Source organism: Geothermobacter ehrlichii (genome assembly GCF_008124615.1).
GTDB lineage: Bacteria > Desulfobacterota > Desulfuromonadia > Desulfuromonadales > Geothermobacteraceae > Geothermobacter > Geothermobacter ehrlichii.
Map to the genome: position 1 here is coordinate 507614 of NZ_VNIB01000001.1, position 11750 is coordinate 519363.

Genomic DNA, 11750 nt, shown 5'->3' on the forward strand with positions numbered 1-11750 from the left:
GCAGACTCTGAATTTGACCCGAACCGCCGGCGGACGGGCGTCCGGCCCGACGATACAGGTTTGAGTTTTCTAAAGTATGCGAAAATATACAATATGCTGCAGACTGTCAATCGAACATTTCACCGCCCAGGGCGGCCCCTTCCAGCAGACCGCGGTCCGAGACCGTGATTTCCTCCTTGCGCACCATCGCCATGAGCCGCAGCACGACCTCGAGACCGGGCAGGATCAGATCCCCCCTCCCCGCCTCCATGCCGGGCAGTGCCTCTCTCTCCCGGGGGCGCAGAGGCGCCAGTCTTTGCTTCAGCGCCAGCAACTGCTCGCGGGACAGCCGCAGGCCGTTGACGCGACCCGGCTCGTAGACGGCGAGACCCAGGTGCAGCGCCGCCAGGGTGGTGACCGTACCGGCAGTACCGATCAGGCGGCAGCCGCTGTCGGCGGCCATGGTGAAAACGCCGGAGCTGTGCAGTTGCCGTTTCATACGCGCCGTCTCCCTGGCAAGCAGATCGCCGGTCGCCTCCGCCAGGCGCACGACGCCGAGGGGAAGACTGTCATGCCAGCGCAGCCGTCCCCCGTCGACAAAGGCCAGCTCCAGACTGCCGCCGCCGAGATCGAAGACAAGGGCCTTTTCGGGCGCCGGATCCAGGCCGGACAGGGCGCCGAAGCAGCTGAGGCGGGCCTCCTGTTCCGGGTCGAGAATCCGCACCCTGACTCCCGTGTCCGCCCGCACCTGGCGGACGAAATCTTCACCGTTTTTCGCCCGTCGTACCGCCTCGGTGGCGAGAATCACGATCTTTTTCGGATCATGGGCGGCAGCTTCGGTCAGGAAGGAACGAAGCACGTCGATGGCCAGCGCCATACGCTCGGACCCGAGCACTCCCCGCTCGTTCAGGCCGGCGGCCAGCCTCGTCGCCATCTGCCGGTAGCAGTGCAGCTCGAGACTGCGCGCCGGGCGCACCGTAGCGACCAGCATGCGCAGCGTGTTCGAACCGATGTCGATCACACAGGTCGGGGCGGTATCATTCATCGCGGTAGAGGGAACGGGCGATCTTGAAGGTGTGATCGGCGATCTTTTCGAAATTCTGGATCATCTCGATAAAGAGCAGGCCGGGCAGGACGGCGCATTCGCCAGTGTTCAGCCGGCTGATGTGATTCTGCCGCAAAACCGCTTCCAGCCGGTCGATCTCCTCCTCGTTTCTCAGGGCGTCGGCGAGCAGCCGGGTATCGTTTTGGTCGAAATGTTCGAGAACCACCGACAGAAAGGAACGGGTCCGCTCGGCGATATCGTTCAGCTCCTGAACGGCGGTGGGCGAAAAGACGATGTTTTCCGCGCTACGTCTCTGGTTGAGGTGAACCAGGTTGAAACAGTGGTCGCCGATTCGCTCCAGGTCGTTGACGACGTTCAGCAAAGAGGCGATCTGGGCGGAGGTCTGCTGGCTGACCGACTTCTGTGACAGGGCGACGAGAAAATCGGTGATTTCCCGCTGCAGATGATCGATCAGCCGCTCGCAGCGCTCGAGATTGTCGATGCGGGTATCGTCCTGATCGCCAATATAGGCGATGGTATCTGCGAGCATCCCGTGGGTCAGCCGCCCCATGCGCCGGGTTTCCGACCTTGCCTGCCCGAGGGCGATCGGCGGCGTATTCAGCACCCGCCGGTCGATGTACTTCACCATGTAGGCGGTTTCGCGATCCGTTCCCGGCAGCAGCATCGTGGCAAGCCTGGCCAGCGGATGAACCAGGGGAAGAAAGAGCAACGTGTTGATCAGGTTGAAAAGGGAATGGGCGTTGGCGACGTGGCGGGCGATATGCGGCTTGTCGCCGATGTCGGCGGCGAAAAAACGGGCCTGGTCCACTGTTCTGACGATAAAGTCGGCATCTCCGGGCGTCATTGCCGCCACCAGCCTTGTGAAGAAGGGAAAGAGAAGCAGCATGTAGGTGACGCCGGTTACGTTGACCAGCAGATGACACAGGGCCGTTCGCTTGGCGTTCAGGTTGGCGCCGACGGCGGCCAGGTTGGCGGTGATCGTGGTTCCGATGTTTTCGCCAAGAATCAGGGCGACGCTCCCCTCGAAGCTTAGCAGGCCACTGCTGGCCAGAGCGATGGTCAGGCCGATGGTGGCCGTGCTGCTCTGGACCAGGACGGTCACCAGGGCGCCGACAGCAACTCCGAGCAGGTGGTTGTCGCCGACCAGAGTGAAGAAATGACGAAAGGTTTCGCTCTGCTTGACTGGATCGAAGGCCTGCTTCATGAGACCGAAGCCGAAAAAGAGCAGACCGAAGCCCAAAATGATTTCGCCGTAGTAGGACCATTTGCGGTTTTTGCTGAAAAGCTTCAGCAAGGCGCCGACACCGATTGCCGGTAGAGCCAGGCCGCCAAGGTTGAAGGCGAGAAGCTGGGCAGTCAGGGTGGTGCCGACATTGGCGCCGAGAATGACGCCGATGGCCTGGACCAGCGACATGAGGCCGGCATTGACGAAGCCGACGGCCATGACGGTGGTGGCGCCCGAAGACTGGATGGCAGCGGTGACCAGGAGTCCGACCAGGGCACCGACAAAGCGGTTGGCGGTCAGGGCGGTCAGGATGATGCGCAGGCGCTGGCCACTGATTTTCTGCAGCCCCTCCGACAGGGTGCGCATGCCGAAGAGGAACAGACCGAGACCGCCCAGAAGCCCGAAGACGAGCCCCCGGTCGAAAAGAAGGTCAAGCATGGAAAGACTCCGGCCGGGAGAAGACGGGATGCTGCAAGCTGAAACTATCTTACCCGGCCGTTACTACTTTTCAACCACGAAGGGGAAGCGGAAGTCCGGTTCGCTCCGCCGCTCTTCGTCCGGCAGGTAGACCCTGAGCTCGAAGCTCTTCTTGCCGGTCAGGTCGACGACGAAATAGACCAGGCCGGCGATTTTGGCCTCGGGCAGCACAGGTTCTTCCGGCAGTGCCTGGGTGAAGATGTCCTGGGGGTAGTTCTGCGTGTAATAGGGGAGGTTGCTCTGAAAGGTGTCGTACTGGGCCGATTTTTCCCGGTCTTCGAGATAGTAATATCCGACGTAGGGATAGGGAATGAGATAGTTCGCGTCCTTCTTGACGATCTCCTGGATCTTCTCCGGACGAATCGGCCGGTACTGATGGCCCTGGTCGTCGATGAGAACGAAGGAATCGAGAGGGACGCTGATCTCGCGACCGGTTCTGTTGTCGATCACCACCCGAAAGGATGTGATGTTGTCCACCATGCGGTAGGGGGCAACCTCGAGATCCTGAACACCGACGGTCAGAGCCAGCCCGGCTTTCTCGGCGGTCAGGGAGTTGTCGGCGGTGACGGTGTAGCCGGCGCCGCCCCTGGGCATGACATGAACACTGCAACCGGCGATGACCGTAAGCAGCAGGCAGAGGGCCGTCAAGAGAGTTCGAGTCATGGCAGCGTCTCCCTTCAGGATTTTTTCTTGCCGAGCGACCAGACCAGCATGTCGCGGAATTCGTCGTTGTTCTCCCGAATACGCTGACTGAAGACCCGGATGATGTTGCGCATCAGCTTCATGCCGAGGCGCGGATCCTGGTCGCATATCCGTTCGAAATCGGCCTTCTTGATGCACAGCAGGCGCGCCTTTTCGGCCGCCCTCGCCGTGGCCGACCGCGGGGCGCCATCGAGAATGGCCATCTCCCCGAAAACATCTTCCGGCCCGAGAATGACCAGAGTCTTCTCCTGGCCCTCCGCCAGCATCTTCGAGATGCGGACCGTCCCTTCCCTGATCAGGTAGAGCATCTCGCCCGGCATGTGTTCGATGAAGATGGTCGCTCCTTCGGCCATCTCCTTCTCCTCGAAGACCGTCGCCAGCTTTACGAGATCTTCGGGGGTCATGTCCCGGAAAAGGTGACTGTTTTTCAATGCCGCCAGATCGACCATGGTTCTCCCCGTTACTTCCTGTCGCCGTCGATGATGATGCGGTCGGCCTTGTCCCAGTCGACATGTAGAACATTATCATAAACGGCGATTTCCACACGCCTCTGTTTTTCCGGCGGCATGTCGCCTTCGGCACGGACGCCGATGCCGACCAGGTAGCGGGTCGGCGGCAGCTTGTGGTGGCGGCGGAAGTAGAGTTCGACCCGGGTGGCACGTTCCATGGAGAGATCGACGTTGGTCCGTTCGGTACCTTCGGGGCTGGCGAATCCCTCGATGCGCACGACCTTCTCGTCTGGCGACAGTCGGCGCAGTTCTTCCACCAATTGGTCGAGAGTCTGCCGGCCGACGGCGTCGAGACGGGACGAACCGGGGGCGAAATGAACGGTGGCGAGCACCCGGCGTGTGCCTATGAAATCTGCGAAATCGATATCGCCTGCCGCCAACGCCAGTCCGGCGTACAGAAACAGAAATGCAACGCCGGCCTGAATGAATTTAATGACCAACCTTTGCAAAATCATTCTTCCTTCTTGACCAGTACGAGAATTTCGACTCGACGGTTGGCGCTTCGGCCTTCCGGCGTGTCATTGCTGGCAACAGGTTTCGACTCGCCGAATCCCTTGACGAAAATGCGGTTGGGGTCGAAGCCGTTGTTCAGCACCAGTGCGGTGGCGGTGGCGATGGCTCGCTTGAGGGAAAGACGGTCATTGTAGTTGACTGACCCGGTGCTGTCGGTGTGGCCATCGAACCGCAGAACAAACCACTTGTTGTCCCGACGCAGTTCCTCGGCGATGAGGGCCAGGGCCTTCTTGCCCTTTTCGGTCAGGGAATACTGGTCGAAGCCGAAGGTCAGTTCATCCATCTTGAACTTCCGATAGACGATGACCCTGGTCGGCTTGTCGATGACCGGCTTCTCCGCTGTCGGCACAACCGGCGCCACGGGAGTGACATTGATTGCCTGCAGTTCCCTTGTGCCGGGGATCTTGAGACGCTCCGAAGGGTCGATGATGACCTCTTCCCCCTTCGGCTTGACCTTGACCTCGAGCTTGGCGACGGGCGACAGCTTCGCCGGCTTGACCTTGACCACCGGAGTCAGAGGCGTAAGGGTCTTGATCTTGACGACCTTTTTCTTGGGTTTAGGCTTCTCTTCCGCCACCGGTGCCGATTCGATCAGCTTGGGTATGGGATGCTGATAGGTCCCGATCCCCTGGCATCCCGAGAATCCGACCAGAACGCGCCAGTCGGGCGCGCCGTCCTCGAGGCCGAGAGAACCGGCGAGGTTGAAGGTGAAATGAGGGGAAACATAGTACTGGAAGCCGGTGGAAACTTCGGTGTAGTCATCGCCGTTGACCAGCTTGCTCGAACGCCATTCCCCTTCGGCGATGATCCGTAACCGGCCAGTGGGAAAAAATTCGATGCCGCCGCCGCCGAGGACCTGATCATCGTAGTTGATCCCCTTTGGACTTTCGGTGCTCACATAGCCGCCGTTGACGTGAAAGCCGATGGTATCGAGCTTGAGAGAGGCGATGACACGGCCCATGTAGTCGGTCAGGCCGTCGATGTCGGGGTTGTCGGATATGGTGCGAAGCGCCTGACCTTCCAGGGCCATCTTGAAGCGGGAGGACCGTTTGCCCAGAAAGCGGATCTTGGCGCCGAGATTGGTGGCGCCCCGGCCACTTTCGAGTTCGTCGTCATTGAACAGCAGGTTGGGATAGGAGCCGTACATTTCGAAGAAGGTGCCCAGACCGATGGTGATACCGACCGGCAGGATCAGGGCCTCCTTTTCGGTCTGGTCGACGTAGGAATAATTGCACCAGACGCCGACACAGATGTTGCCGGCGTTGAGGGTTTCTGCCGTCGGCTGCGAAATCAGGCCGGTTGCACCGTACTGGGTCGGTACGGCCCGGGCGGTCCCGGCGGCAAGCAGAACGAAAACAAAAAAAAGGAAGATTTTTTTCATAAGTCCCCTTCCGCAAGGAACGTCACTACAAAATATCGGCACATTATTAACATTCCAAAAGGTTGAAATCAATTGAAGTCTTGAAGGCCGGCAGCATGCGCACGCAAAACTGCACCTCTGGTGGGTATCAAGGAACATGCCAAAAGAACGGGTTTTGCAGCCCCGGGCAGAAGGTGTCGGAACCATGACGGATGCGAAGCGTCCAGGACGGGAACAAGACGGACATTCCCTTGAAAATCGAAACCTTACGGCAGTGATTTTCCGGAAGAGATATCGTTTCCGGACGACGGATGCCGGGAGGTCATCCCGACCGGAATCGTTCGGACGTGAAAAAGGCCGGGGAGAACCCCGGCCTTTCGGTCATATGACTTAACCGGACGCTGAAAACCGCACGCCGGAGCATGCAACGTTCACAACCGTCCTGCGGGACCGGCAATGGTGGCTAGCGATCTTTGTTGACGCGTTCGCGCAATTCCTTGCCAACCTTGAAGAACGGCAGTTTTTTCGGTTTGACCTGGATGATTTCTCCGGTCTTGGGATTGCGCCCCATGTAGGCCTTGTAATCCTTGACGACAAAACTGCCGAAACCGCGGATTTCGATCCGGCCACCCTCGACCAGGGTCTGCGCCATGGAGTCGAAGATGAGATTGACGATCTCTTCAGCCTTCTTGTAGGTCAGGCTTTTGGCGTCGGCCAGGGCTTCCACCAGTTCCGATTTGTTCATGGGTCCTCCTCGAGCCGTTGGCGAGGCGGGCAACGGGATGTCGCCCGACAGTGCGCGGAGTGCTATTCCCCTGAATTTACTGTTAGAAATATACAGACAGGGGGGCGGCTGTCAACAGAAGGACGTGATTTTCCCGGTCAGGACAACTCTTCAAGACGCGAGGATACGAGCTGTTTCATTTCTGGAGAAAGGTTGGCGGCGGCAGTGAGACTCGCGAGTATCTGCCTGGCTTCCTTTTTCCAGCCCCGCCGGATGTAGACTTCGGCGATGCGCAGCGGCCAGCGCGGGTTGCCGGGATCCTGGCGGCCGGCGGCCTTGAAGCTCTCCAGCGCCCGGTCGAGGTTCCGGTCGCGGCGCAGCCAGAATTCGGCCAGAAGTGGGTGCACGGTGCCGCCGCAGCCGATGACCGGCAGCTTGGCCAGAAGGGATTCGGCCCGCTTCTCCTCTCCCCTTTCCTCGAGCAGGTTCGCCAGCATCTGCAGCAGTTCGGCCTGGGCCTCGCCGGCCTGCAGGGCACGCTCTCCCCACCTGAGCACATCGTCGGGCCGCTTTTCCTGCCAGGCCAGACGCGCCAGCAGCTGGGCGGCGAACCCGGCCATGCGCGAATTGTCCGCCAGCCTTTCCAGTCGCTGGACGAAATCGTTCATGGCGACGCCGCGCGAAAACAGTTCGAAGAGCAGCTCCCAGGCGTGCCGCAGCTCCGGCAACAGGTCGACACTCCGTTCCAGACAGTCGAGTCCGGCCTCGAGGTTGTCGCAACGGCAGAGTGCGGCGCCATACTCATAGAGATAGTGGGCGTCCCGGTCTTCTGCAGGACATTGCTCGAACAGTCTGCAGGCCGCATCGTCCTCGCTGCGGTTTGCCGCCAGAAGCGCCGCTCGAAAGATGTCCGACTTGCCGCGATAGGCGGCTTCCATCTCTTCCGGCATGGCGGCAAGAAACAGCTCCCACTCCTCGTCCTCGGCCAGGCCGTCGTTCGCCACGATCGCTTCTGCGGTATGGCCGTCGCCGCTCGCGCCACAACCGGCACAACCGGCAACGGCGGCCTCCGTCGTCGCCGACGGCTCTTCGCCGTCGATTGCGGATTTCAGCTCGTCGAGCTGTGCGGTGGTGGCGCCATACTCCTTCGCCAGCGCGAGGTGTTCCTCGAAAGCGGCGAGATCCCCCTGCGACCGCCGCAGCCTGGCCTCTTCCAGGTTGCGCTCGCACAGGATTTCCCTGGCCTGGTGCAGCAGTTCGTCGAAGGGATCGGTCTGCTCCAGACCGTTCTCCCGGCACAGGGTGATGAAGCGGGCATACTCGCCCTGGTCGAAGGCCCGCCGTGCCTGTGCCGCGGGATCCTTGCCGCCGATCAGTCTGCGCAGAAATGACATGCGAATACCCGAATGAGTCTAGATGGTCGTAAACGGAGACAGGGTCCAGATGACCTTGGCTTCACCGTCGCCGACGTTGATCCAGCGATGCGGCAGATGCGACTTGAAACTGAGACTGTCGCCGGGATGAAGCAGAAAGACTTCCCGGCCGACGACGACCTGCAGCCGACCTTCGAGCAGATAGATCAGTTCGTCGCCGGGATGGTACATCTGGCTTTCGCCGCTGCGTCCCCCCTTGGGGATGGTGCAGAGAAAGGAGGTGAACTGCGGATCGCGCAGGCCGGAGGTGAGCGATTCGGTCAGCATGTTGCGCTCGTCCTCGTAGACCGTCGTGTCCCTTTCGCCCGGATGGGTATGGACGATCTCGTGGGTGGTCGTCACCTCCTCGACGAAATAGTTGATGCTCTTGTCGAAAACCTTGGCCAGCTTCATCAGGATCTCGACCGAGGGGATGGTCAGTCCCCGCTCGATGCGGGAGATCATGTTGGAGGACACCTTCGAGGCCTCGGCCAGTTCCTGGATGGTCATGTCCGACTTCAGGCGGATGGCCTTGAGCTTCTTGCCGACGATTTTCTTGATTTTCATGATGACAGAACGGTTTCGAAAAGCATGGAGTTCAGGCGCCGACGGCTTCGTCGGTGCGTGCCGGCTGCGCGACGTCGGGGGCCGGCGAAACAACCCAGAGAACCAGGGTCTTGCCGTCGTGCAGGTTCTTCCAGCGATGCGGCAGCGAGGCCTTGAAAACGATGGAGTCGCCCTCCTCGAGGATATAGCTGGTTTCCTCGATGACGAACTCCATCCGTCCCCTGACCACCAGGGCGAACTCTTCGCCGGTGTGAACCATGCCGCCCTGGCCGCTGTCGCAGCCGGCCTCGAGGGTGTCGTAGAAGACGGCAAACCCGGGATCGCGCAGCCCCTGGGTCAGGCTGGTGATCTGGTGCTTGTCTTCGAAGAAGAAGATCGGTTCGCCCTCGCCCCGACGGGTATGGATGACGGTACTGCCGGTCTCGGCTTCTTCGACGAAGTAGTTGATGCTCATGCCGAAGGCCCCTGCCAGCTTGACGAGAATTTCGACCGAAGGGATGGTCAACCCACGTTCGATCCGGGAAATCATGTTGGACGAGACGTTGGACGCGGCGGCAAGTTCCTGAATTGTCATGTCATTTTTCAATCTTGTCGCCTTGAGCTTCTTGCCGATGAGCTTCTTGATCATGATCACAACCCCTGCACAAAATGAGATTGTGTTCTAACATCTAAAAATCGCTCTGTCAATACTATCTGAGACACAACAACCCACAAATGGTAATTTGCTCAGAAAAGGCGCTTGTCAACCATATGTCTCCAATTGGTTGACAAAAGGACGGGATGACCGTATTTTGGACCCCATTTTGACCCGGGAGGGCACTATCAATGACAACGACACCGGCGGTTCATTTCATCGAACTGGCGCAGCGCTGCGCCGAAGGATACACCCTGACCGAGTCCGAGGCCCTGGCGCTGCTTCGGGCCCGGGGAGCCGAGCTGACCATGGCCATCGCCGGCGCCCACTGGCTGCGCGAACGAGCCTTCGGCAACCGGGCCGAACTCTGTTCCATCATCAACGCCAAATCGGGTCGCTGCCCCGAAAACTGCGCCTTTTGCGCCCAGTCGGCGCACTACAAGACGCAGGCGCCGGTCTATGGCCTGAAAAGCGTGGACGAGATCGTCGCTGGCGCGGTAAAGGCGCAACAGGAAGGCTCCCACTGCTACGGCATTGTCACCTCCGGGACGCGTATCCGCGACGAGCGGGAATGGGAAACCATCTTCGAGGCGATTCGCCGCATCCGCTCCGAAACCGCCATCGACCCGTCGGCATCCCTGGGCATTCTCGACGAAAGTACGGCCGCAAAACTGGCCGCCGCCGGCTGCGTCACCTATCACCACAACCTGGAAACGGCGCGCAGCCACTTTCCCAGCATCTGCACCACCCACGACTACGAGGAGGACGTGAAGACGGTGCGCGTGGCCAAACGGGCGGGAATGAAGGTCTGCTGCGGCGGCATCTTCGGGTTGGGAGAAAGCCTCGAACAGCGCGCCGAGCTCGGCTTCACCCTGCGCGAGCTCGATGTCGATTCGGTGCCGGTCAACTTTCTCAACCCGGTCTCTGGCACCCCGCTGGAGGGCAAATCGGATCTGACGCCGCTCGACTGCCTGCGCATTCTCGTGCTGCTGCGCTACCTGCTGCCGGACAAGAGCATTTCGGTCTGCGGCGGTCGTGAGCCCAACCTGCGCGAGTTCCAGTCCTGGATGTTCGCCGCCGGCGCCAGCGGCACCATGGTCGGCAACTACCTGACCACGTCCGGCCGCGATCGCGAAACCGACCTGCAGCTTTTCCGTGACGCCGAGGTCGAGGTCGATGGCTGCTGCTGATCGCCCACGCGGTCTGTTCGTCACCGGCACCGACACCGGAGTGGGCAAGACCCTGGTCGGCGCCGCCCTGGCCCGGCTGCTGGCGCAACGCGGCCTGAAGGTCGGCGTGTGCAAGCCGGTGGAAAGCGGCGTCGCCGATCCTTCCCTGCCGGGACCGGACGCCCGGCTTCTCGGCCAGGCCGCCGGCTGCGACGCGCCGGCCGAGATCGTGGCCCCCTACCGGCTGCGCAAGCCACTGGCGCCCGACCAGGCCGCCCGGGCCGAGGGCGTGCGCCTCGATCTCGCCGTCATCGAACGGGCGGCGGCGCAGCTGGCCGGGAGCTGCGACTTTCTCATCGTCGAAGGTGCCGGCGGACTGATGGCGCCGCTGACAGGAGGGTTTCTGATGGCCGACCTGGCCAGGCAGCTCGGTTTGCCGCTGCTGATCGTGGCCCGGCATGATCTGGGCACCATCAACCACACCCTGCTGACCACGTTCGCCGCCCGGCAGATGGAACTGCCGGTGGCGGGAATCATCCTCAACAGGTTGCCCGAACATCCCGACGAGGCGCAACGAAACGCGCCGCACGCCATCGCCTCCCTGGCCTCGGCCGACCTGCTGGCCTCCCTGCCCGAGGTTTTCGGCGAACCCATGCAACAGGTGGAAGAGCTGGCGAACCACCTGCAACACAGCCCCACCCTTCCCTGGCTGCTGGCGGCGATTGGCGCGCAAAGCTGAAGCCTTCCTGTTACGGTCGGGGAATCTCGAACAGATAACCGTCCTTTTCCAGCACCACCCCGAAGCGGGTGATCTCCCGGATCGTCAGACCCGGCGCCGGCCGGTCTCCCTGGCGCAGCAGCTTTCCGTCCAGGCGAACAATGCGCCGGGCGGGATCGGCGGCGTAGAAGTGCATGCTCAGCTGCAGAGGGGGCAGGCTGCGGCTGATCGATGGCGGCAGGGCCTCGAGGCTGAGAATCTTCTGCTGCGTCGCTGGCGGTCGCCTTGCCTCGCCCGCCTCCTTCCCGGCTGAAAGTTTCGCTGCAGATGGCGCGGCAACCGGTGGCTGCGCAGATGATGGCGCGGTGACCGGAGAAGACGTTTCTCGGGGTTCGGACCGCTGCGCGACAGGCGACACGGTTTTCCGGCTGGCAGTACGGGCGATCGCCTCCGCCTCTCTTGCCGACAGGGTCTTGCCGGCAGTCGCTTCGGAGCGGGGCGGCGCCGGGTGTTTCCAGGGCGCCCACACAAGAAAGAGGACCGTGTTGAGCAGCAGGGCTGCGGCCAGCACTTCGGGCCACCAGGAGCGCTTCCTTTCCGCTGTATCCAGTTCCGGCATCGGCAGATCGACGCCTTCCTGCGCGGCGCGCCGTTTTCGCTCGGCTTTTCTCAGGCTGTCCAGAATGTAGCTCATG

Annotated in this window: 13 protein-coding genes; 2 read left to right on the forward strand and 11 right to left on the reverse strand. The window is 61.4% G+C overall.

The features are described from left to right. Nucleotides 1–106: 106 nt before the first annotated feature. The 10 genes from EDC39_RS02495 to EDC39_RS02540 all read right to left on the reverse strand — a co-directional run bounded on the left by EDC39_RS02495 (nucleotide 107) and on the right by EDC39_RS02540 (nucleotide 9162). Nucleotides 107–1024, reverse strand: a complete 918-nt coding sequence (locus tag EDC39_RS02495) for a Ppx/GppA phosphatase family protein (RefSeq protein WP_148894519.1) — start codon at nucleotides 1022–1024, stop codon at nucleotides 107–109. After that, complete coding sequence (locus EDC39_RS02500; RefSeq protein WP_148894520.1) at nucleotides 1017–2708, reverse strand: Na/Pi cotransporter family protein; 1692 nt, start codon at nucleotides 2706–2708, stop codon at nucleotides 1017–1019. The genes EDC39_RS02495 and EDC39_RS02500 overlap by 8 nt, the downstream gene beginning before the upstream one ends. A 63-nt stretch (nucleotides 2709–2771) precedes the next feature. Next, entirely contained in the window at nucleotides 2772–3410 is a 639-nt protein-coding gene (locus EDC39_RS02505; protein ID WP_148894521.1) for a hypothetical protein, read from the reverse strand. Nucleotides 3411–3424: 14 nt separating this feature from the next. Next, a complete protein-coding gene (locus EDC39_RS02510) occupies nucleotides 3425–3898 on the reverse strand; it encodes a cyclic nucleotide-binding domain-containing protein (RefSeq protein ID WP_148894522.1) in 474 nt (157 codons plus the stop codon). An 11-nt stretch (nucleotides 3899–3909) separates the two neighbouring features. Continuing rightward, entirely contained in the window at nucleotides 3910–4413 is a 504-nt protein-coding gene (locus EDC39_RS02515; protein ID WP_148894523.1) for an OmpA family protein, read from the reverse strand. Further along, nucleotides 4410–5852 (reverse strand): OmpA family protein, encoded by a 1443-nt coding sequence (locus EDC39_RS02520; protein WP_187426605.1) that lies wholly within the window; start codon nucleotides 5850–5852, stop codon nucleotides 4410–4412. Before EDC39_RS02520 ends, EDC39_RS02515 begins: the two co-directional genes overlap by 4 nt. Nucleotides 5853–6294: 442 nt before the next feature. Then, a complete protein-coding gene (locus tag EDC39_RS02525; protein ID WP_148894525.1) occupies nucleotides 6295–6576 on the reverse strand; it encodes an HU family DNA-binding protein in 282 nt (93 codons plus the stop codon). A gap of 137 nt (nucleotides 6577–6713) precedes the next feature. Then, a complete protein-coding gene (locus EDC39_RS02530; RefSeq protein WP_148894526.1) occupies nucleotides 6714–7949 on the reverse strand; it encodes a tetratricopeptide repeat protein in 1236 nt (411 codons plus the stop codon). An 18-nt stretch (nucleotides 7950–7967) separates the two neighbouring features. Beyond that, nucleotides 7968–8534 carry a helix-turn-helix domain-containing protein gene (locus EDC39_RS02535; RefSeq protein ID WP_148894527.1) on the reverse strand — a complete coding sequence of 189 codons (567 nt, stop codon included), beginning with the start codon at nucleotides 8532–8534 and terminating at the stop codon, nucleotides 7968–7970. Nucleotides 8535–8565: 31 nt separating this feature from the next. Continuing rightward, on the reverse strand, nucleotides 8566–9162 hold the full coding sequence (locus EDC39_RS02540) for a helix-turn-helix domain-containing protein (protein ID WP_148894528.1): 597 nt from the start codon (nucleotides 9160–9162) through the stop codon (nucleotides 8566–8568). A 197-nt stretch (nucleotides 9163–9359) separates the two neighbouring features. Here EDC39_RS02540 and bioB point away from each other — a divergent pair, with 197 nt between their 5' ends. Then, complete coding sequence (bioB, locus tag EDC39_RS02545) at nucleotides 9360–10358, forward strand: biotin synthase BioB (protein ID WP_148894529.1); 999 nt, start codon at nucleotides 9360–9362, stop codon at nucleotides 10356–10358. Then, nucleotides 10345–11076, forward strand: coding sequence for a dethiobiotin synthase (bioD, locus tag EDC39_RS02550; protein ID WP_148894530.1), 732 nt, complete (start codon nucleotides 10345–10347; stop codon nucleotides 11074–11076). The genes bioB and bioD overlap by 14 nt, the downstream gene beginning before the upstream one ends. Before the next feature lie 10 nt (nucleotides 11077–11086). On the opposite strand, the gene EDC39_RS02555 is transcribed toward bioD, so the two are convergent. After that, entirely contained in the window at nucleotides 11087–11749 is a 663-nt protein-coding gene (locus EDC39_RS02555) for a general secretion pathway protein GspB (RefSeq protein ID WP_148894531.1), read from the reverse strand. Between the last annotated feature and the right edge of the window lies 1 nt (nucleotide 11750).

What these genes read in the sequence shown, in the direction of transcription:
- EDC39_RS02555 (WP_148894531.1), bottom strand. Translation starts at nt 11,749, where the DNA reads ATGAGCTACATTCTGGACAGCCTGAGAAAAGCCGAGCGAAAACGGCGC.
- bioB (WP_148894529.1), top strand. Translation starts at nt 9,360, where the DNA reads ATGACAACGACACCGGCGGTTCATTTCATCGAACTGGCGCAGCGCTGC.
- EDC39_RS02505 (WP_148894521.1), bottom strand. Translation starts at nt 3,410, where the DNA reads ATGACTCGAACTCTCTTGACGGCCCTCTGCCTGCTGCTTACGGTCATC.
- EDC39_RS02500 (WP_148894520.1), bottom strand. Translation starts at nt 2,708, where the DNA reads ATGCTTGACCTTCTTTTCGACCGGGGGCTCGTCTTCGGGCTTCTGGGC.
- EDC39_RS02540 (WP_148894528.1), bottom strand. Translation starts at nt 9,162, where the DNA reads ATGATCAAGAAGCTCATCGGCAAGAAGCTCAAGGCGACAAGATTGAAA.
- EDC39_RS02495 (WP_148894519.1), bottom strand. Translation starts at nt 1,024, where the DNA reads ATGAATGATACCGCCCCGACCTGTGTGATCGACATCGGTTCGAACACG.
- EDC39_RS02515 (WP_148894523.1), bottom strand. Translation starts at nt 4,413, where the DNA reads ATGATTTTGCAAAGGTTGGTCATTAAATTCATTCAGGCCGGCGTTGCA.
- EDC39_RS02510 (WP_148894522.1), bottom strand. Translation starts at nt 3,898, where the DNA reads ATGGTCGATCTGGCGGCATTGAAAAACAGTCACCTTTTCCGGGACATG.
- EDC39_RS02525 (WP_148894525.1), bottom strand. Translation starts at nt 6,576, where the DNA reads ATGAACAAATCGGAACTGGTGGAAGCCCTGGCCGACGCCAAAAGCCTG.
- bioD (WP_148894530.1), top strand. Translation starts at nt 10,345, where the DNA reads ATGGCTGCTGCTGATCGCCCACGCGGTCTGTTCGTCACCGGCACCGAC.
- EDC39_RS02535 (WP_148894527.1), bottom strand. Translation starts at nt 8,534, where the DNA reads ATGAAAATCAAGAAAATCGTCGGCAAGAAGCTCAAGGCCATCCGCCTG.
- EDC39_RS02530 (WP_148894526.1), bottom strand. Translation starts at nt 7,949, where the DNA reads ATGTCATTTCTGCGCAGACTGATCGGCGGCAAGGATCCCGCGGCACAG.
- EDC39_RS02520 (WP_187426605.1), bottom strand. Translation starts at nt 5,852, where the DNA reads ATGAAAAAAATCTTCCTTTTTTTTGTTTTCGTTCTGCTTGCCGCCGGG.